This is a genomic window from Bradyrhizobium sp. NAS96.2, from assembly GCF_001908235.1.
GTDB lineage: Bacteria > Pseudomonadota > Alphaproteobacteria > Rhizobiales > Xanthobacteraceae > Bradyrhizobium.
In genome coordinates this window covers 1-19,194 of sequence record NZ_LGHK01000200.1, presented here as the reverse complement: position 1 = coordinate 19,194, position 19,194 = coordinate 1, and the positions used below count along the sequence as shown (strand labels likewise).

Sequence of the window (19,194 nt, the reverse complement as noted above, 5' to 3'; positions counted from 1 at the left end):
CGGCGTGAGCAAGCTTGACCCGGCAAGGGGGGCGTTCATACGTTTGCCGCATGCTCCCGGGCGCGATTCTCCACCGCGCCCTTTTGTCTCAACCGAACGAGGTACTCACATGGCCGTTGGCAAGGTTTCTGACGCCGATTTCGAAGCCGAAGTGCTCAAGGCGACCGGGCCGGTGGTCGTCGACTTCTGGGCCGAATGGTGCGGTCCCTGCCGCATGATCGCGCCCGCTCTCGATGAGATTTCCGGCGCGATGGGCGACAAGGTCAAGATCGTGAAGCTCAACGTCGACGAGAGCCCGAAGACCGCGTCGAAGTATGGCGTGATGTCGATCCCGACCCTGATGATCTTCAAGGGCGGCGAGATGGCGTCCCGTCAGGTCGGCGCCGCGCCGAAGGCCAAGCTGCAGCAGTGGATCACCGCTGCGGTCTGATCCGATTCGAATTAGCTAATTTGCGAAGCGGCCGGCGATGAGCCGGCCGTTTTGTTTTACCTGATCCATCCGGTCGCCAGCGCAGAGGCGAGCTCGGCCTCGCCATTGTGCCGCGCCAGCGCGGCCATCGCCGCGTGGTCGTAGGGGATGTGCCGGAACGTCAGGTCCCAGTGGCCACCAGCCTGTTCGAGGATGGCGTAGCGCGCATCGGGCGAACCGGCCTCGACGACATGCGGATGCGGCTTGCCGGCGCGATAGCCGGGTGAGCCGACGCTGCCTGGATTGACGATCAGCCGGCCATCGCGCAGCCGCACGGCGCGCGCGGTATGGGTGTGTGCGCACAGGATCAGCGATTGCGTCACGCCGGCCGCCCTCGCCTCGATCGATTCCAGCGAAGACATCACGAGCTCACCGCCCGGCAGCACCGTCTCGAGCCAATAGGTTTGGTCATCTTGCGGCGTCGCGTGGCAGAGGAAGACCTCGTCGCGATAGACCGCATTCGCCGGCAGCGTGCGCAGCCAGTCGAGATGCCGCGGCTCGAGCTGCGTGTAGGTCCGCCGCTCCCATGAGCCCATTTTCTCGTGCGGGCGATCAATCAGATAGCGGTCGTGATTGCCGAGCAGATGGACCGCATCGAGCACCATCAGCATGTCGATGGTCGGCCGCGCGTCGAGCGGGCCGCTCACCATGTCGCCGAGATCGACGATATCGGAAATCCCCTGCGCGCGAATGTCCGCGAGCACCGCTTCAAGCGCGAGATGGTTGCCGTGGATGTCGGCGATCGCAGCAAAACGCATGATGTGTTGTCCTCCCGTAGCCCGGATGCAGCGAAGCGTAATCCGGGAGGGCTGCTGTGACGGATCGAAGGTCCCGGATTTCGCCTCGCGCCATCCGGGCTACGTCAGCGGCATCATGCAGGAGGCGTGCCGTTGGCCGCAAGCACCGGGCCGGCAAGGTACAGCGAGCCGGTGATCAGGATGCGCGGCGGCACCTCGTAGGCCAGCGTGGCGAGCCGCTGCAACGCGGTGTCGACGCCGGTCGCGATCTCGACACGCATGCCGAGCGCCCGCGCGGCATCGGCGAGTTTGTCCGGCGCCATGCCGTTGTCGCGGCCGGGCACCGGGACCGCGATGATGTGGCGCGTCAGTCCGGCGAAATTGGCGAGGAAGGCATTGGCATCCTTGTTGGCCATCATGCCCGCGATCACGACCAGCGGCCGCGACACCCGCTCCTCGAGATCGCCGAGCGCCGCCGCCGCGACGCGGCCACCCTCGGCATTGTGGCCGCCATCAAGCCAGACCTCGGAACCCTGCGGCCCCTGGCAGACCAGGCTGCCTGAGACGAGCCGCTGCATCCGCGCCGGCCATTCCGCATTGACGATGCCGGCCTCGTAGGCGGCGATGTTGAACTTGAACGTATCGATCGCGCGCAGGGTCGCGATCGCGAGGCCCGCATTGTCGAACTGGTGCCGGCCGAACAGCTTTGGCGCGGCGAGATCCAGCAGGCCGCGCTCGTCCTGATAGACCAGCCGGCCGCGCTCGACGCCGACATGCCAGTGCTGGCCGGCCGCATGCAGCGGCGCGCGCATGCGATGCGCCTCGGCCTCGATCACCGCCATCGCGTCCGGCGCCTGCTCGGCACACACCACCGGCACCTTGCGCTTGATGATCGCGGCCTTCTCGCCGGCGATCAGGGCCAGCGTGTCACCGAGGAATTCCATATGGTCCATGCTGACCGGCGTGATCACCGAAGCAAGCGGCGTCTCGACCACATTGGTGGAATCGAGCCGGCCACCGAGGCCGACCTCGAGCAGCGCGACGTCGGCCGGATGCTTCGCGAACAGGCAGAACGCGACCGCCGTTTCCATCTCGAAGATGGTGATGGCGTTGCCGGCGTTGATGCGCTCGCAATCCTCAAACGTCGCGCGCAGCTCATCGTCGCCGACGAGCTTGCCGCCGCCGACGGCGCCGAGCCGGTAGCATTCATTGATCCGTACCAGATAGGGCGAGGTGAAGACGTGCACCCGCAGGCCCGACGCTTCGAGGATCGCGCGCAAATAGGCGACAGTCGAGCCCTTGCCGTTGGTGCCGGCGACGTGGATCACCGGCGGCAGCTTGCGCTCGGGATGATCGAGCCGCTCCATCAGGCCGCGCATGCGATCGAGGCTGAGATCGATGCGCTTCGGATGCAGCGCCGATATCCGCGCGATCAACGCCTCGAACGAGGCCTGCGATGGGGCGGCGCTTGCGGTCACGCGTGCGGCGCGGCCGGCACCGTCTCCGGGGCCGTGACGATCTGGGCCGGCTCGGTGACGGGCGTTGCGGGCTTCGATGCGGTTTCGAGCGCCGGCGATTTGGTGAACAGGCGGCACAGCCGGGCCAGCGTCGCCTTCATGTCGTGGCGGTGCACGACCATGTCGACCATGCCGTGCTCGCGGAGATATTCGGCACGCTGGAAACCTTCCGGCAGCTTCTCGCGGATGGTCTGCTCGATCACGCGCGCCCCGGCAAAACCGATCAGCGCACCGGGCTCGGCGATCTGGACGTCGCCGAGCATCGCATAGGAGGCGGTAACGCCGCCGGTGGTCGGATTGGTCAGCACGACGATGTAGGGCTGACGGGCTTCGCGCAGCATCTGCACGCCGACCGTGGTGCGCGGCATCTGCATCAGCGACAGGATGCCTTCCTGCATCCGCGCGCCGCCGGAAGCGGCGAACACGATGAACGGCGACTTCTTCTCGACCGCAAGCTCGAGCCCACGCACCATCGCTTCACCGGCGGCCATGCCGAGCGAGCCGCCCATGAAATCGAAATCCTGCACCGCGACCACGACGCCGGCGCCCTCGAGCTTGCCGTAGCCGACCTTGACCGCGTCGTTCAGCCCGGTCTTGGCGCGGGCGTCCTTGATGCGGTCGACATATTTGCGCTCGTCGCGGAACTTGAGCGGATCGGCTGCAACATCGGGCAGCGCGACGTCGAACCAGGTCTCGTTGTCGAAGATCGACTTCAGCCGCGCCACCGCGCCCATGCGCATGTGGTAGTTGGAGCCGGGGATCACGAACTGGTTGGCCTCGACGTCCTTGTAGAATACGAGCTGCCCGGAATCCGGACACTTGATCCAGAGATTCTCCGGCGTCTCGCGCCGCAGGATGTTGCGGATCTTCGGCCGGACGACGTTGGTGAGCCAGTTCATGGTTCGCTCCGAAATGCGGGTCGGTCCCGCACCAGCTGGATATATGGCGGGCCGGGCGAACCCGGCAAGCCGCCGTTTGCGGCCTTGTTGCCGCAAAATGTGGCTTATTCAGCGGCCTGCTTGGCGCCCCGGACCCCCTGGGCCAGCACCGACACCAGGTCCGCCACCGCGCTCACGGTCTTCGGCGTGGCGCGGCCTTCGGCATCGAGGCTGCCCTTTAGGGCGTCGACCAGCGCGGTGCCGACCACGGAGCCATCGGCGTTCTCGGCGATCGCACGCGCCGCTTCCGGAGTTCGGATGCCGAAGCCGACACAGACCGGCAGCGCGGTGTGCCGCTTGATGCGCGCCACGGCCGCTCCAACGACCTTCGAATCGGCCGCGGCACTGCCGGTGATTCCGGTGACCGCGACGTAGTAGACAAAGCCCGAGGTGTTGGCGAGCACCGCCGGCAGGCGCTTGTCGTCGGTGGTCGGCGTCGCCAGGCGGATGAAGTTCAGCCCGGCCTTGATCGCGGGGATGCAGAGCTCGGTGTCTTCCTCCGGCGGCAGGTCGACGATGATCAGTCCGTCGACGCCGGCGGTCTTGGCATCGGCCAGGAAGCTGTCGACACCGTAGATGTAGATCGGATTGTAGTAGCCCATCAACACGATCGGCGTGGCGTTGTCCTCCTTGCGGAAGTCGCGGACCATCGCCAGCGTCTTGCGCAACGTCATGCCACCCTTGAGCGCGCGCAGGCCGGCAGCCTGGATCGACGGGCCGTCGGCCATCGGATCGGTGAACGGCATGCCGATCTCGATGACGTCGGCGCCGGCCTTCGGTAGCGCCTTGAGGATGTCGAGCGAAGTTTTTGCGTCGGGGTCGCCGGCCATCACGAAGGTGACGAAGGCGGAGCGGCCCTGCTGCTTCAGCTCGGCGAAACGCGCGTCGATACGGGTAGTCATGGTTGGACAGTCGCTGTGCTATACCTCTCCCCTCCGGGGAGAGGTCGGCTGCGTAGCAGCCGGGTGAGGGGGATGGAGCGGTTCAAAGCAAGAGCGCGAAGCCTCCGCGCATCACAGACAAACGCCGAGGCAAAGCTTTGGCAGGCGCTGCGCAATCGTAGGCTAGCGCGATGGAAATTCCGTCGCCAGCACCCGATTGACCGATACGTCGTCGATTTCGTCACGCTCGACGGCAAACTGACCGTCGAAGTCGACGGCGCAACACATTCGACGTCATCAGAATTGAAACGCGACGAGGCCAGGACCAAAGTCCTTGAAGCTTGCGGCTTTCTCGTCGTGCGGGTTACCAACACCGATGTGTATGAGAATCTCGAGGGTGTGCTCGAGACGATCGAAACATCGCTGCGGTTCGAATGAGTGGAGAGACCCCTCACCCGGCTGCTGCGCAGCCGACCTCTCCCCGACGGGGAGAGGTAAGGAAGGAGTGCCCAGCCCGTCACTTCTGCCTCGCCTTCAAGATGTCGCCGACCTGCGGAACGTCCTTGTCGCCGCGGCCCGAGAGGTTGACTACCATCAGGTGATCCCTGGGCCGCTGCGGCGCGAGCTCGGACAATTTCGCGATCGCATGCGCGGATTCCAGCGCCGGAATGATGCCCTCGAGTCGCGACAGCAGCTGGAATGCGGCCAGCGCCTCCTCGTCGGTGGCCGACAGATACTTCACGCGGCCGGTCTCGTGCAGCCAGGCGTGCTCGGGGCCGATGCCGGGATAGTCGAGGCCGGCCGAGATCGAATGCGCTTCCTCGATCTGGCCGTCGGCATCCATCAAAAGATAGGTGCGGTTGCCGTGCAGCACGCCGGGCCGCCCGCCGGCGAGCGAAGCGGCATGCAGCTGCGTCAGCCCATGGCCGGCCGCCTCGACGCCGAAAATCTCGACCGAGGGATCGTCGAGGAACGGATGGAACAGGCCCATCGCATTAGAGCCGCCGCCGATGCAGGCGATCAGCGAATCCGGCAGGCGGCCCTCGGCCTCCTGCATCTGCTTGCGGGTCTCGTGACCGATGATCGACTGGAAATCGCGCACCATCATCGGATAGGGGTGCGGACCCGCCACCGTGCCGATGCAATAGAAGGTGTTATGCACGTTGGTGACCCAATCGCGCAGCGCGTCGTTCATCGCGTCCTTCAGCGTGCGCGCGCCGGACTGCACCGGGATCACCTTGGCGCCGAGCATCTCCATGCGGATCACGTTCGGCTGCTGCCGCTCGACGTCGACTGCGCCCATGTAGACCACGCATTCGAGCCCGAACCGCGCGCACAGCGTCGCCGTCGCCACGCCATGCTGGCCGGCGCCGGTCTCGGCGATGATGCGCTTCTTGCCCATGCGGCGCGCGACCATGATCTGGCCGAGCACGTTGTTGACCTTGTGCGAGCCGGTGTGGTTGAGCTCCTCGCGCTTCAGATAGATCTTGGCGCCGCCGAGATGCTCAGTGAGCCGTTCGGCGAAATAGAGCGGCGAGGGCCGGCCGACATAGTCCTTCAGATAGACATTCATCTCGGCCTGGAACGCCGGATCGGCCTTGGCGTCGGCATAGGCCTTTTCCAGATCGAGGATCAGCGGCATCAGCGTTTCCGCGACGAAGCGTCCGCCGAAAATACCGAAATGCCCGCGCTCGTCGGGACCGCTGCGGAATGAATTGGGCAGGTTTTGATTCATCGAACCGTCAGTTCTTGGGTTGCGCGTGCGGCGCGGATAAAGGCGCGGATCAACTCGGGATCCTTGACGCCGGGCGTGCGCTCGACGCCCGACGAGACGTCGACGCCGCCGGCGCGGGTGACGCGGACGGCTTCAGTGACGTTGTCGGCGTTGAGGCCGCCGGAGACCATGTAGGGCAGCGCGAGATCGAGATTTTCCAGCACATGCCAATCGAACGGCGCGCCGAGACCGCCCGGCCGCGTGGCATCTTTCGGCGCGCGGGCGTCGAACAGGATGCGGTCGGCGACGCTGACATAACCCGGCAGCGGCGCGAGGTCGGCCGCGGTCTCGACCGGCAGCGCCTTCATCAGCGGCAGGCCGAATTTCTGCTTGAGATCACGCAGCCGCGCGGTGGTTTCCTTGCCGTGCAGTTGCAGAATATCCGGCCGCAGCGTCTCGATGATGTTCTCGATGGTCGCATCGTCGGCATCGACGGTCAGCGCGACCTTGACGGCGCGGCCCTTGGCCTGTTTGCCGAGCTCGCGCGCGGTCTCGAGGCTGATATGGCGCGGCGACGGCGGGAAGAACACGAACCCCACCATGTCGGCGCCGCCATCCAGCGCGACGTCGAGCGTCTCGCGCGTGGACAGGCCGCAGATTTTGACGAGCAGGGGCATGGTCTCGAAACGGGTCTCAAAACAGGTTTTCGGGCGGCCGGAACCGGGGTGAACCCTGGTCCGACGGGGCGGGTTCTACAACGTCGCGCCCTGCTTGTCTCGCCCATTGGGCCCGTAAAACCCGAGTTGGGCCGCTGCCGGGCGGCGCTGCGCGTCGTCCCGGGAGGCTGCGGCCCTGAGGTCGGCGAGCTCGGCGCGGATGTGGCGGGCGTCGGCCTCGTGCTGCCGGGCGGCGCGGCGCCAGCGCCCCTGCTTGAACCAGGTCGCCATACCGCCCGCGATCACGCCCAGGATCGCGGAAGCGATGATGACCACGAAGAGCGGCAGTGTGACCGCAACCGTCGGCGTCACAGAATTGAAGGGATCAAACGACACCGTCACCCAGTGACGGTTGGCGACGGCAAAGATGATGAAGATCAGTCCGAGCGGAATGACGACCACTGCCGTGAAGAACTTTCGCATGACCATCCCTCGCAGCGATGGAGAAAGTGCGGGCCCTTCGCCCGCCGCACGGCAACGCCGGAGGCGGCGCTCAGGCGTCAGCCCTAAGCATCAGCCTTGGGCGCGTCGATCTTGGAGGCGCCCGCCTCGGCCTCGTCGCGATTGAGGCGCTCGCGCATTTCCTTGCCGGTCTTGAAGAACGGCACGCTCTTCTGGTCGACCGGCACATGCTCGCCGGTACGCGGATTGCGGCCGGCACGCGCCGGGCGATGCTTCACCGAGAATGCGCCGAAACCGCGCAGCTCGACGCGGTCGCCACGCGCCAGCGCCGCGACGATTTCATCGAGAATCGCATTCACAATGTTCTCGACGTCCCGCTGATAGAGGTGCGGGTTGTGCTCGGCGATACGCTGAACAAGTTCGGATTTGATCATCGAAAATGGGATCCGGGCTCTTGCGGAAACCCATTTCCGTGAAAATGCCGTGCACTGTCAAGACGCTAAATCGATTTAGGACGGCGTGAAATCGCGTGACAAATAGCCCAATTGGGGCATGCGGCGATTCCCGCAGAGCGGGAATACCTTGATCATCACGCGTTTCGCACCCGACTAGTCGGTTCCTCCCGGCGCCCACAGCGCCAGCATGCCGTCGAGCCCGAACCGGTCGACAGCCTGGGCCACGCCACCCTGCTCGATCCGCCGCGCGATCGCACCAAGGCCGAACGCATCGAGCGTCATCGACGCCGCGGTGCGCAGGAAGGTCAGGTCGCCGAAGCGCGGATTAAGCGTGTAATTGCGCACCGGCAGGTCGCTTTTGACCTTCTTCTCCGCAACCAGCCAGGCGATCGCGGTCTTCTCATCCCCAAGCTGATCGACCAGCTTGAGATCGACCGCCTGCCGGCCGGTGAAGACGCGTCCATCCGCGACCTTCTCCAGCAGCGCATCGTCCATGCCGCGCCGCTCCTTCACCAATCCACGGAACCAGGCATAGGAATCCTTGACCAGCCCCTCGATCGCGGCGCGGGCCTCCGGGCTGGTCGGCTCCATGCCATTGGGCGCCGCTTTCAGCGGGGAGGACTTGATCTCCTCCATCTTCACGCCGACGGTCTTGAGCAATTCGGAAACGTTGGGAAACTGGAAGAGCACGCCGATCGAACCGACCAGCGAGGTCTGCTGGGCGACGATATGATCGGACGCGATCGCGGTGATGTAGCCGCCCGAGGCGGCCAACCCCTCGACCACGACGACGAGCGGCTTCTTCGCCTTCAACTGCATCAGCGAATCGTAGAGCTGTTCGGAGCCGGCGGTGGTGCCGCCGGGCGAATTGATGTGCACGACAACCGCCGCGTAGCTGGACTTGCCGAGCCGTTCCAGCGCCTCGACGCGCTGCTGGTCGCTGCGGATCAGTCCGTCGATATTGATCCGCGCGATCGTGTTCGATGTGGAGAAGGTGCCGCGTCCGCCGGCGGCCACCACGCCCACGCCGACGATGGCAGCGATTGCGATGACCGCAGCGGCAACGCGCCAGAACGTCAGCTTGCGCCTGATACGACGACGGTCGACGATCACGTCCGAATCCAGCGACATCGGTCTCTCCAGAAATGGTCAGCGCGAAGTCCGCGCGTTTTGCAGTCGCAGCGTCACTATCAGCTTAGCCAAATACATCAATTGCGACGCAATATGAAGAAAACAAGGCCCGCCAAATCCGCGCTGTATCTCCACCTCCCCTTGAAAAGGGGAGGTCGCTTTGCTCGCGAGAGCAAAGCGGGTGGGGATCTGCTCTCTCCGCAGAGAGCGTCGCCTGTGGCCGACCCCCATCCCAACCTTCCCCCTTTCAGGGGGAAGGGGAAGACAGGCCTGTAGCCACTCAAACAACCTGTAGCCACTCAAACGAAAAGGCCCCGGCTTTCGCCGGGGCCTGATTGATCGCGTCGGCTGAGCGAACGCTTACTTGTCGGTGGCGCGGTTCTTCAGCGCGGTGCCGAGGATGTCGCCAAGCGTCGCTCCCGAATCGGAGGAGCCGTACTGCGCGATGGCTTCCTTCTCTTCGGCAACTTCCAGTGCCTTGATCGAGACCTGCACCTTGCGGGCCTTCTTGTCGAACTGGATGACGCGGGCATCGACCTTCTCGCCGACGGCGAAACGCTCGGCGCGCTGGTCGTTGCGATCGCGGGCCAGCTCGGACCGCTTGATGAAGGTGGTGAACTCGGTGCCCGAAATCCGGACCTCGATGCCGCTTTCCTTCACTTCGAGCACTTCGCAGGTCACGACCGCGCCCTTCTTGACGTCGCCCGGCTCGGCGAAGGGGTCGCCTTCAAGTTGTTTGACTCCGAGGGAAATGCGCTCCTTCTCGACATCGACATCGAGCACCACGGCCTTGACCATGTCGCCCTTCTTGAAGTTGTCGATGACCTGCTCGCCCGGAAGCTTCCAGTCGAGGTCGGAGAGATGGACCATGCCGTCGACGTCGCCCTCAAGACCCAGGAACAGACCGAACTCGGTCTTGTTCTTGACCTCGCCCTCGACCGCCGAACCGACCGGGAACTTCTCGACGAAGACTTCCCAGGGATTGCGCATGGTCTGCTTGAGGCCGAGCGAGATGCGGCGCTTGACGGAATCGACTTCGAGCACCTGCACTTCGACTTCCTGCGAGGTCGAAACGATCTTGCCGGGGTGCATGTTCTTCTTGGTCCACGACATCTCGGAGACGTGGATCAGGCCTTCGATGCCCGGCTCGAGCTCGACGAACGCGCCGTAGTCGGTGATGTTGGTGACGCGGCCGGTGAAGCGGGCACCCAGCGGGTACTTGGCTTCGATGCCCTGCCACGGATCATCCAGCAGCTGCTTCATGCCGAGCGAGATGCGGTGGGTCTCGTGGTTGATCTTGATGATCTTGACCTTCACCGTCTGGCCGATGGTCAGCACCTCGGTCGGGTGGTTGACGCGGCGCCAGGCGATATCGGTCACGTGCAGCAGGCCGTCGATGCCGCCGAGATCAACGAACGCACCGTAATCGGTGATGTTCTTGACCACGCCGTCGATCACCTGACCCTCTTCGAGGTTCTGCACCAGCTCCTGGCGCTGCTCGGCGCGGGTCTCTTCGAGAACCGTGCGGCGCGACACCACGATGTTGCCGCGGCGGCGGTCCATCTTGAGGATCTGGAACGGCTGCGAGTTGTTCATCAGCGGCGCAACGTCGCGGATCGGACGAATGTCGACCTGCGAGCGCGGCAGGAAGGCCACTGCACCGTCGAGGTCGACCGTGAAGCCGCCCTTGACCTGGTTGAAGATGACGCCGTTGACCTTTTCGTTGTTCTGGAACGCCTTCTCGAGCTTGCCCCAGCTCTCCTCGCGGCGCGCCTTGTCGCGCGACAGCACGGCTTCACCGAGCGCATTCTCGATCCGGTCGAGGAACACCTCGACTTCGTCGCCGACCTTCAGGTCGCTTTCGCGGCCGGGGCCGGCGAATTCGCGCAGCGCGACGCGGCCTTCGGTCTTCAGGCCGACGTCGATGACGGCCATGTCCTTCTCAATTGCAACCACCTTGCCCTTGATGACCGAGCTTTCCTGCAGATTGCCGCCGGCAAAGGACTCATCAAGCATCGCCGCGAAATCGTCGCGGGTGGGAGTATAGGAAGACGCAGAATTCGAAACCATTTGTTCTCCAGATGCGGGATCTCGCCGGCCATTCGGGTTGATGGGCGCACCGCGCGTGAAGTGTCAGGGTTCCGCAAACCCTGACGACCGCTCATTGCAGGAGGTGCAACAGCGGGCCGGCAGCAAGACTGCACGTTCGGTACGTTTGAAGTTTCCGGAGCGTGATTTAAGAAAATATCGACTGCAAGACCTGGGAGCGGGCGTTCCTCCAGATGCGGCGTCAGTTTTGCTTGAGGATGGCTCAAACCCGGCGCCGGCCCGCTCGGACACGGCCTCGACAGGGTCGATGGTGCTCCGAACGGCGCTGATATAGCCCCGGCGGCCATTTTGGGCAAGCCGGAAACGCCCGATTTACGGGCGCTTAAGGCTGATCACGCCCGCGCAGCGCTGCAACGCCTTGTTGACCGCATCGCGCGAAATGCGGCGCGGGTGGGCATGGCTGGAACCCGCCCTTAAGCGGTCTGCCCCTTACGATGGCACCGTTAAGAACAGGGGGATTACCAATGAAAAGCTTTATGGTGCTGGCGGCTTTTGCCGTCCTGACGTTTGGAAATGCCGTCGCCGCGATACCCGGCACCGTATCGGCCGGGCCCGAGGCTGCCGCCCGGGCGGCGCAGCCGCTGCTGACCATGGCCGAACAGGAACTGCCGTTCGATCGCTACTGGTCCAAGGACTGATCGATCCAGCCGCCGCTCGCCGGCCCGGAGCGCGATGACCTCGGTCATCGCGCTTTTTGTTGTGCAGCCTTGTTGTTGTCCAGCCTTGCCGGATCAGCGCCGGGCGCGCGCCGCCTCGACGATCGCGATGGCGGCGCGGACGCCGGCCTCGATGTCGAGATTGGAATTGTCCAGCGTGTGGGCGTCCGCGGCAGGCCGCAACGGCGCAACGGTGCGGTTCTTGTCCCGCTCGTCGCGCTTGAGGATGTCGGCGAGCACCGCTTCCTCATCGGCGTCCTCGCCGCGGGCACGGGCTTCCAAAGTGCGCCGCCGCGCTCGCACGCGGGGGTCGGCGACCACGAAGATCTTCACGTCCGCATCCGGGCAGATCACCGTGCCGATGTCGCGCCCATCCAGCACCGCACCGGGCGGATCGGCGGCGAACTGGCGCTGGAAGTTGACCAGCGCCTCGCGCACCTTGGGAAAGGCCGAGACGACCGAGGCGCCCTCGCCGACCTTCTGGGTCTTCAGGATCGGATTGCCGAATTTCTCGGGATCGAGCTCGAGCGCGACGGCAACCGCCAGCGCCTCGTCGTTGAGGTCGGCGCCCTGTGCCATCATCGCATAGGCCACCGCGCGGTAGATCACGCCAGTGTCGAGATGGCGATAGCCGTAGTGGTGGGCGAGCCGCTTGCCGAGCGTGCCCTTGCCGGAGGCGGCGGGTCCGTCGATGGCGATGATCATGCGAAGTCAGCTCCGAGCGCGCGCATCATCGGAATGAAATCCGGGAAACTTGTGGCGATGAAGGCTGTGTCGTCGATCTTCACCGGCCGGTCCGCAGCACAGCCCATCACCAGCGCCGACATCGCGATGCGATGATCCATGTGCGTGGCGACAAGGCCGCCGCCCGGGACATGGCCGCGGCCCTCGACGATCAGATCATCGCCGGAGACCTCGACCTTGACGCCGTTGACGCGCAGCATGTCCGCGGTCGCTTCGAGACGATCGGATTCCTTGACGCGCAGCTCCTGCAGGCCGCGCATGATCGTGGTGCCTTCGGCAAACGCAGCCGCAACCGCCAGCACCAGATATTCGTCGATCATCGACGGCGCGCGTTCCGGCGGCACCTCGACGCCTTTCAGCTTCGAGGCACGGACGCGCAGCTGCGCCATCGGCTCGCCGGCATCGCCGCGCACGTCGCTCTCCTCGATCGAGGCGCCCATTTCACGCAGCGTGGTGAACAGGCCGGTGCGCAGCGGATTGGTCATCACGTCGGAGAACACGACGTCGGATCCTTCGACGATCAGCGCCGCCACGATCGGGAACGACGCCGAGGACGGATCGGCGGGCACCACGACGTTGGCGCCGTGCAGCTCGGGCTCGCCGTTCAGCGTGATCCTGCGGCCGTGGCTGCCCTCCTTCTCCGTGGAGATCTCGGCGCCGAAATGCTTCAGCATCAATTCGGTGTGGTCGCGGCTCGCCTCCTGCTCGATGACCGTGGTGATGCCGGGCGCGGACAGCCCCGCCAGCAGCACCGCGGACTTGATCTGGGCCGAGGCAACCGGCGTCTTGTAGACGATCGGCACCGGATAGCGGGCGCCGTGCAGGGTCAGCGGCAGCCGGCCGCCCTCGCGGATGTCGCTGGTCCGGGCGCCCATCAGCTCGAGGGGGTCGAGGATCCGGCGCATCGGGCGCGAACGCAGCGAGGCGTCGCCGTCGAAGACGGCCGCGATCGGGCAGCCAGCGACCGCACCCATCACCAGCCGGCAGCCGGTGCCGGAGTTGCCGAAATCGAGCGGCGCAGAGGGCTGGGCGAAGCCGCCGACCCCGACGCCCGACACCGACCAGGCAAACGGCGCCGTCCGCTCCACTTTGGCGCCCAGCGCGCGCATGGATTTGGCGGTGTTGAGGACGTCCTCGCCCTCCAGAAGGCCGGAAATGCGGGTTTCGCCGACCGAAAGCGCTCCCAGGATCAGGGCACGGTGGGAAATCGATTTATCGCCGGGAACGCGGACCTTGCCGGCCAGCGGGCCGCATGTGCGTGATTCCAGCGGGGTTGGGGTGTCAGAATGGGCCAAGATTGTGTCCTCTCGCGCCGCGGCAGGTATCACATAGGCAACACCGCGTCACGCGCCCGTCACTTGCGCGCAAACCGCTATTGACAGCGGCTGCTCAACTAGCCAAGTGAAGCACCGTTTTTCAGCAAAATTCTGGGATGACCACGTTGGCCAAGTCCGAGCTCGGAACCAAGCGCATTTGCCCGACCACGGGCAAGAAGTTCTACGACCTCAACAAGAATCCGGTGATTTCGCCCTACACCGGTGAGGTCGTGCCGATTGCGCCCATCGCCCCCGCGCGGGGCCGTGGCGCCACCGTCAATTCGCCTGCGACCGCCGCCGACATGCCGGAGCCCGCCGAGGCCGAAGAAATGGTCTCGCTCGAGGAAGCCGATGCCGAGGAGAACACCGGCAAGGTGAAGGCCCAGGTTCCCGAATCCGAGGACGATATCGAGGTCGATGAGACCATCGACGACGATGATGACGACGATTCGACCTTCATCGCCGACGAGGAAGAGGGCGATGAGGACGTGACCGACATTATCGGTGACGTCGGCGGCGACGAAGAGACTTGATAGAAGAGACTTGAGATCGGCGCCGATCTATGATCAACGGTGCTGCCGCGCGAGTCGTCCAGGCCGCGCGGGCCGGGACTGATCCCCCAGGATCGTCCCAACTGGATAAGGGGCCATAGCTCAGCTGGGAGAGCGCTTGCATGGCATGCAAGAGGTCGGCGGTTCGATCCCGCCTGGCTCCACCACGCTTCGCCCTTCGGGCCACGCGTGGCGCAGCCACGGGTTGCCCGAAGGGTGAAGCGTGGTGTCCGGCGTAGCCCGAAGGGCGAAGACGGACTGGTTCAACCGCCACTTTCTAAATCCACTCCCGATCGATAGGCTAAGCTGTCCCTGCTACGCGTGGCGCAGCCACGAGTTGCCCGAAGGGCGAAGCGTGGTGTCCGGCGTAGCCCGAAGGGCGAAGACGGACCGCTAAGGGTTCTAATGCCCATCCCACACCAGCGGATGCGAATGTGGTACGTCTACATCATCCGCAGCATCAACTTCCCGGATCAGGAATACGTTGGTGCCACCGAGGATCTGAAACGACGGATTCCCGAGCACAACGCCGGCAAGTCCGCACACACCTCAAAATTCATGCCTTGGCAGCTCGTCTGGTACTGCGCATTTCCGGACAAGTACAAAGCGCTGGCATTCGAGAAGTACCTTAAATCCCACAGCGGCCGCGCCTTCGCCAAAAAGCGCCTCTAGCCGTCGCGCCCCTACTCCCCCAGCACCGCATTCAACCGGTCGCGCAGCGCGACGATCTCGTCCTTCATCGCCAGCAATTCGCCAACCGTGCAGTTCGACGCCGCGAGGATCGACTGCGGGACGGCCTTGGCCTTTTCGCGCAGCGCGTGGCCCTGCGGCGTCAGCGCGATCAGCACCACCCGCTCGTCCTCGGTGCTGCGGGTCCGCCTGATCAGTTCGGCTGCTTCCAGCCGCTTCAGTAGCGGTGTCAGCGTGCCGGAATCCAGGAACAGCCGCTCGCCGAGATGCTTCACCGGCACGTCGTCGCGTTCCCACAGCGCCAGCATCACGAGATACTGCGGATAGGTCAGCCCGAGCCGATCGAGTAGCGGCTTGTAGACGCGGTTGAAGGCGTGCGCGGTCGAATAGACCGCAAAGCAGATCTGGTTATCGAGCCGCAACGCCTGATCCGCCGCCGTCTGTTTCCTGACCATGATTCCCATCGAATCCATCTCGTTTCCGGGTCATTCTGGGCTCACGGGACCGCGAATTCAATTGCGAACAATTAAATGTGAGGCCGCATAATTTATATTGTGCACAATTCAATTGAGTGCAATACATAGACCGTCGAATTCAAACCCAAGCCCCAACCAAGGGAGACTGCGATGTCTGTGAACGTGCTCTACAAGACCAGCGCCAAGGCAACCGGCGGCCGCGACGGCCATGCGGCAACGCTCGACGGCGCGCTCGACGTCAAGCTCACCACCCCGAAGGAACTCGGCGGCGGCGGTGGCGCCGGCAACAATCCGGAGCAGCTGTTCGCGGCGGGCTATGCCGCCTGCTTCATCGGCGCGATGAAGTTCGTGGCCTCGCAGGGCGGCCCCAAGGTTCCCGCCGATGCGTCGGTGACCTCGACGGTCGGCATTGGCCCGCGCTCGGAAGGCGGCTTCGGCCTCGCCGTCGACCTCGCCGTCTCGCTGCCCGGCCTGTCCCGCACTGAGGCCGAAGCGCTGGTCGAGAAGGCCCACCATGTGTGCCCCTATTCCAACGCGACTCGCGGCAATGTCGACGTCAAGCTGAGCGTCGTCTAATTCTTCGTCTGCCAATGGTCCGCCACGCCTTCCCGCGTGGCGGACTATTTTGTTTGCATGTGCGATGCCGGTTCGCTCTTACCGGTTCGCTTGGCGAACGCAGCGCCGCCTGCTGCATGGGCCTGCGCCGATGAGAGCATTGCTGCCTCGCCCGAACACCGTTAGCTCTGGGACCCTCGTTTTCGATCCCAACTGAGCGAAGGTTGCTTCCATGAATACCCCAGCGGCAACGGGCGCGATGACCGGACTGCGCGTGATCGATCTGACGCGCGTGCTCGGCGGCCCGTATTGCACCCAGATCCTCGCCGACCACGGCGCCGACGTGATCAAGGTCGAGCCGCCCGCCGGCGACGAGGTGCGTGACTGGGGCCCTCCCTTCCATGAGGAAGACGCGGCCTATTTCGTCGGCATCAACCGCAACAAGCGCTCGATCGGCCTCGACCTCGCCTCCGAAGGCGGACGCGTGGTGCTGATGAAGATGCTCGAGACCGCCGACGTGCTGATCGAGAACTTCAAGCCGGGCACGCTCGACAAATGGGGCATCGGCAACGACGTGCTGCGCGCGAAGTTTCCGCGCCTCGTGCATTGCCGGATCTCCGGCTTCGGCGCCGACGGCCCGCGCGGCGGCAATCCCGGCTATGACGCGATCATCCAGGCGATGACCGGCATGATCGCAGCCACCGGCTCGCCGGAGAGCGGCCCGATGCGCATCGGCGTGCCGCTGGTCGACATCACGACCGGGCTCTATGCGGCGATCGGCATCCTGATGGCATTGTCGGAGCGGCAGCGCTCGGGGTTCGGCCAGTTCATCGAGACCACGCTGTACGAGACCGGCCTTGCGATCATGCATCCGCACACCGCGAACTACTTCATGCATGGCAAGCCGCCGTCGCTCACCGGCAACGAGCATCCAAATCTCGTGCCTTACGCGATCTTCCCGACCAAGACCGACAACATCTTCATCGGCGTCGGCAATGACGGCACCTTCCGCAAGCTCGCCAAGGAGATCGGCAAGCCCGAGCTCGGCACCGATCCGCGCTTTGCCCGCAACAAGGACCGCATCGCCAACCGCGATGCGCTGCGGGCCGAGCTGGCCGCGGTGTTCAGCCAGCATGAGGCCGAGCCGTTGTGCAACCGGCTGCTCGCCGCCGGCCTGCCGGCAGGCCCGGTGCAGAAGATCGATCAGGCGCTGACCAACCCGCACACCATCCACCGCGGCGACGTCATCGAGAAGGATTGGTACAAGGGCGTCGCCTCGCCGATCCGCCTCGAACGCACCAAGCCGAGCCTGCGCCGAACGCCGCCGAAGTTCAGCCAGCACGCTGCGGAGGTGCTCGGCGAGTTCGGCTACTCCAGGGACGAGATCAACGGCCTCCTCGACAAGGGCGTGGTCTGCGGTCCGCAGCGCAAGCGCTAGGCCAAACGCCAGAAAGCACACCACCCTGCGGTGCAACGTCGCGTCCGGCGTTGCACCGCACGGAGCCGGCTGCGATCTCCGCCTTTTTTACCGCTTCCCTTTGCTTCGGCTTCCCCCCTACCATGGCTTTCGTTTATACGGTCATTTGAACGTCATCCGGCGCTGATAACGCGCGCAACGAAAGATGACGTTCCAACCGGGAGGGGCTTTTGATGATTTTCCGACGATTAGGCGCTGCTGCTGTAGCCGCTGCTACGCTCGCATTCGCGTCGCCTGCATTTGCGGTAACCGAGATTCAGTGGTGGCACGCGATGACCGGCGCCAACAATGACGTCATCGTCAAGCTGGCCAGCGACTTCAACGCCTCGCAGTCCGACTACAAGGTGATCCCGACCTACAAGGGCGGCTACGCCGACACCATGAATGCCGGCATCGCCGCCTTCCGCGCCGGCAACGCGCCGCACATCATGCAGGTGTTCGAAGTCGGCACCGCGACGATGATGGCCGCCACCGGCGCCGTCAAACCGGTCTACAAGCTGATGGCCGACGCCGGCGAGAAGTTCGATCCGAGCGTCTATCTGCCCGCGATCACCGGCTACTACTCGACCTCGAAGGGCGAGATGCTGTCGTTTCCCTTCAACTCGTCGTCGACGGTGATGTGGGTCAATCTCGACGCGCTGAAGAAGGCCAACATCGCCGAGATCCCGAAGACCTGGCCGCAGGTGTTCGAGGACGCCAAGAAGCTGAAGGCCGCAGGCTACAATACCTGCGGCTTCTCCGGCTCGTGGGTCACCTGGGTCAATCTCGAGCAGCTGTCGGCGTGGCACAACGTGCCGCTCGCCAGCAAGGCTAACGGTCTCGACGGCTTCGACACCGTGCTCGAATTCAACGGCCCGCTGCAGGTCAAGCATCTCGAGAACCTGGTCGAGCTGCAGAAGGACAAGACCTACGACTATGCCGGTCGCACCAACACCGGCGAAGGCCGCTTCACCTCCGGCGAATGCCCGATCTACCTGACCTCGTCGGCGTTCTTCGGCAACGTCAAGGCGCAGGCCAAGTTCAACTTCACCGCAGCCCCGATGCCGTATTATCCCGACGTCAAGGGCGCGCCGCAGAACTCGATCATCGGCGGCGCCTCGCTCTGGGTGATGGGCGGCAAGTCGGCCGAGGAATACAAGGGCGTGGCCAAGTTCCTGACCTTCCTGTCGGACACCGACCGCCAGATCTCGATCCACAAGGCCTCGGGCTATCTGCCGATCACCAAGGCGGCCTATGCCAAGGCCAAGGAAGAGGGCTTCTACAAGGACCAGCCCTATCTCGAGACCCCGCTGCTCGAGCTCACCAACAAGGAGCCGACGGAGAACTCCCGCGGTCTGCGCCTCGGCAACATGGTGCAGCTGCGCGACATGTGGTCGGAGGAAATCGAGCAGGCGCTGGCCGGCAAGAAGACCGCCAAGCAGGCGCTGGACTCCGCCGTCGAGCGCGGCAACCAGATGCTGCGGCAGTTTGAAAAGACCGCCGTCCACTGACATGATGCGCCAAAGCGCGATGAGTTCGGGTTGAATCGTCACCGCGCTTTAGCTTCTTGTTTGAGCATGATCTTTTCGGAAAACCGCTTCGCACTTTTCCGGATCATGCTTTAGGCTTACCGGCAGGCCGCGAGCGCGCGGCCTGCCAATTCTTCCGAGATCATGCAAAA

21 protein-coding genes and 1 tRNA gene are annotated in these 19,194 nt (G+C 64.6%); 9 read left to right on the top strand and 13 right to left on the bottom strand.

The window, feature by feature from the left end; genetic code table 11:
* Positions 1-109 precede the first annotated feature (109 nt).
* Positions 110-430, top strand: a complete 321-nt coding sequence (gene trxA / locus AC628_RS33985; RefSeq protein ID WP_016847387.1) for a thioredoxin — start codon at positions 110-112, stop codon at positions 428-430.
* Between the two features lie 56 nt (positions 431-486).
* Here the strand turns inward: trxA and AC628_RS33980 are convergent, their stop codons facing one another.
* The 4 genes from AC628_RS33980 to trpA form a co-directional block, all read right to left on the bottom strand.
* Positions 487-1,227 (bottom strand): metallophosphoesterase family protein, encoded by a 741-nt coding sequence (locus AC628_RS33980; protein ID WP_074131078.1) that lies wholly within the window; start codon positions 1,225-1,227, stop codon positions 487-489.
* Between the two features lie 113 nt (positions 1,228-1,340).
* Positions 1,341-2,585 carry a bifunctional folylpolyglutamate synthase/dihydrofolate synthase gene (locus AC628_RS33975; protein ID WP_245321471.1) on the bottom strand — a complete coding sequence of 415 codons (1,245 nt, stop codon included), beginning with the start codon at positions 2,583-2,585 and terminating at the stop codon, positions 1,341-1,343.
* Positions 2,586-2,680: 95 nt separating this feature from the next.
* Positions 2,681-3,622: an acetyl-CoA carboxylase, carboxyltransferase subunit beta gene (gene accD, locus AC628_RS33970; protein WP_050629029.1), complete on the bottom strand. Its 942-nt coding sequence runs from the start codon at positions 3,620-3,622 to the stop codon at positions 2,681-2,683.
* Between the two features lie 104 nt (positions 3,623-3,726).
* On the bottom strand, positions 3,727-4,563 hold the full coding sequence (trpA, locus tag AC628_RS33965) for a tryptophan synthase subunit alpha (RefSeq protein ID WP_074131076.1): 837 nt from the start codon (positions 4,561-4,563) through the stop codon (positions 3,727-3,729).
* Positions 4,564-4,635: 72 nt separating this feature from the next.
* On the opposite strand from trpA, the gene AC628_RS33960 reads away from it, so the two are divergent.
* Positions 4,636-4,980 carry an endonuclease domain-containing protein gene (locus tag AC628_RS33960; RefSeq protein ID WP_074131075.1) on the top strand — a complete coding sequence of 115 codons (345 nt, stop codon included), beginning with the start codon at positions 4,636-4,638 and terminating at the stop codon, positions 4,978-4,980.
* 79 nt (positions 4,981-5,059) lie between these two features.
* Here AC628_RS33960 and trpB read toward each other — a convergent pair whose 3' ends face one another.
* From trpB to rpsA, 6 genes are all read right to left on the bottom strand, one after another.
* On the bottom strand, positions 5,060-6,277 hold the full coding sequence (gene trpB, locus AC628_RS33955) for a tryptophan synthase subunit beta (protein ID WP_074131074.1): 1,218 nt from the start codon (positions 6,275-6,277) through the stop codon (positions 5,060-5,062).
* Positions 6,274-6,933 carry a phosphoribosylanthranilate isomerase gene (locus AC628_RS33950; RefSeq protein WP_074131073.1) on the bottom strand — a complete coding sequence of 220 codons (660 nt, stop codon included), beginning with the start codon at positions 6,931-6,933 and terminating at the stop codon, positions 6,274-6,276. Before AC628_RS33950 ends, trpB begins: the two co-directional genes overlap by 4 nt.
* Before the next feature lie 75 nt (positions 6,934-7,008).
* Positions 7,009-7,395 carry a LapA family protein gene (locus AC628_RS33945; RefSeq protein ID WP_021082607.1) on the bottom strand — a complete coding sequence of 129 codons (387 nt, stop codon included), beginning with the start codon at positions 7,393-7,395 and terminating at the stop codon, positions 7,009-7,011.
* An 83-nt stretch (positions 7,396-7,478) separates the two neighbouring features.
* On the bottom strand, positions 7,479-7,808 hold the full coding sequence (locus AC628_RS33940) for an integration host factor subunit beta (RefSeq protein WP_050426527.1): 330 nt from the start codon (positions 7,806-7,808) through the stop codon (positions 7,479-7,481).
* Between the two features lie 174 nt (positions 7,809-7,982).
* Positions 7,983-8,960 (bottom strand): signal peptide peptidase SppA, encoded by a 978-nt coding sequence (sppA, locus tag AC628_RS33935; RefSeq protein WP_074131072.1) that lies wholly within the window; start codon positions 8,958-8,960, stop codon positions 7,983-7,985.
* Positions 8,961-9,320: 360 nt separating this feature from the next.
* Positions 9,321-11,030, bottom strand: coding sequence for a 30S ribosomal protein S1 (rpsA, locus tag AC628_RS33930; protein ID WP_074131071.1), 1,710 nt, complete (start codon positions 11,028-11,030; stop codon positions 9,321-9,323).
* A 503-nt stretch (positions 11,031-11,533) separates the two neighbouring features.
* Between rpsA and AC628_RS44445 the strand changes: the two genes are divergently transcribed.
* The gene (locus AC628_RS44445) at positions 11,534-11,707 is read left to right on the top strand and encodes a hypothetical protein (RefSeq protein ID WP_168193512.1); all 174 of its coding nucleotides are present in this window, start codon (positions 11,534-11,536) and stop codon (positions 11,705-11,707) included.
* 93 nt (positions 11,708-11,800) lie between these two features.
* Here AC628_RS44445 and cmk read toward each other — a convergent pair whose 3' ends face one another.
* Together cmk and aroA are read right to left on the bottom strand one after the other, a co-directional pair.
* Positions 11,801-12,430: a (d)CMP kinase gene (gene cmk / locus AC628_RS33925; RefSeq protein WP_074131070.1), complete on the bottom strand. Its 630-nt coding sequence runs from the start codon at positions 12,428-12,430 to the stop codon at positions 11,801-11,803.
* Positions 12,427-13,764, bottom strand: a complete 1,338-nt coding sequence (gene aroA / locus AC628_RS33920) for a 3-phosphoshikimate 1-carboxyvinyltransferase (RefSeq protein WP_074131069.1) — start codon at positions 13,762-13,764, stop codon at positions 12,427-12,429. Before aroA ends, cmk begins: the two co-directional genes overlap by 4 nt.
* A 146-nt stretch (positions 13,765-13,910) precedes the next feature.
* Between aroA and AC628_RS33915 the strand changes: the two genes are divergently transcribed.
* The 3 genes from AC628_RS33915 (at position 13,911) to AC628_RS33905 (ending at position 15,008) form a co-directional block, all read left to right on the top strand.
* Positions 13,911-14,318, top strand: coding sequence for a TIGR02300 family protein (locus AC628_RS33915; RefSeq protein ID WP_074131087.1), 408 nt, complete (start codon positions 13,911-13,913; stop codon positions 14,316-14,318).
* Between the two features lie 109 nt (positions 14,319-14,427).
* Positions 14,428-14,503 (top strand) — tRNA-Ala (locus AC628_RS33910).
* Positions 14,504-14,768: 265 nt separating this feature from the next.
* Positions 14,769-15,008, top strand: a complete 240-nt coding sequence (locus AC628_RS33905; RefSeq protein WP_074131068.1) for a GIY-YIG nuclease family protein — start codon at positions 14,769-14,771, stop codon at positions 15,006-15,008.
* A gap of 11 nt (positions 15,009-15,019) precedes the next feature.
* On the opposite strand, the gene AC628_RS33900 is transcribed toward AC628_RS33905, so the two are convergent.
* Positions 15,020-15,481, bottom strand: a complete 462-nt coding sequence (locus tag AC628_RS33900) for a MarR family winged helix-turn-helix transcriptional regulator (RefSeq protein WP_074131086.1) — start codon at positions 15,479-15,481, stop codon at positions 15,020-15,022.
* A gap of 171 nt (positions 15,482-15,652) precedes the next feature.
* On the opposite strand from AC628_RS33900, the gene AC628_RS33895 reads away from it, so the two are divergent.
* From AC628_RS33895 to ugpB, 3 genes are all read left to right on the top strand, one after another.
* On the top strand, positions 15,653-16,078 hold the full coding sequence (locus AC628_RS33895) for an organic hydroperoxide resistance protein (RefSeq protein ID WP_074131067.1): 426 nt from the start codon (positions 15,653-15,655) through the stop codon (positions 16,076-16,078).
* A gap of 211 nt (positions 16,079-16,289) precedes the next feature.
* Positions 16,290-17,495 (top strand): CaiB/BaiF CoA transferase family protein, encoded by a 1,206-nt coding sequence (locus AC628_RS33890; protein WP_074131066.1) that lies wholly within the window; start codon positions 16,290-16,292, stop codon positions 17,493-17,495.
* Between the two features lie 212 nt (positions 17,496-17,707).
* Entirely contained in the window at positions 17,708-19,024 is a 1,317-nt protein-coding gene (ugpB, locus tag AC628_RS33885; protein ID WP_074131065.1) for a sn-glycerol-3-phosphate ABC transporter substrate-binding protein UgpB, read from the top strand.
* Positions 19,025-19,194 lie beyond the last annotated feature (170 nt).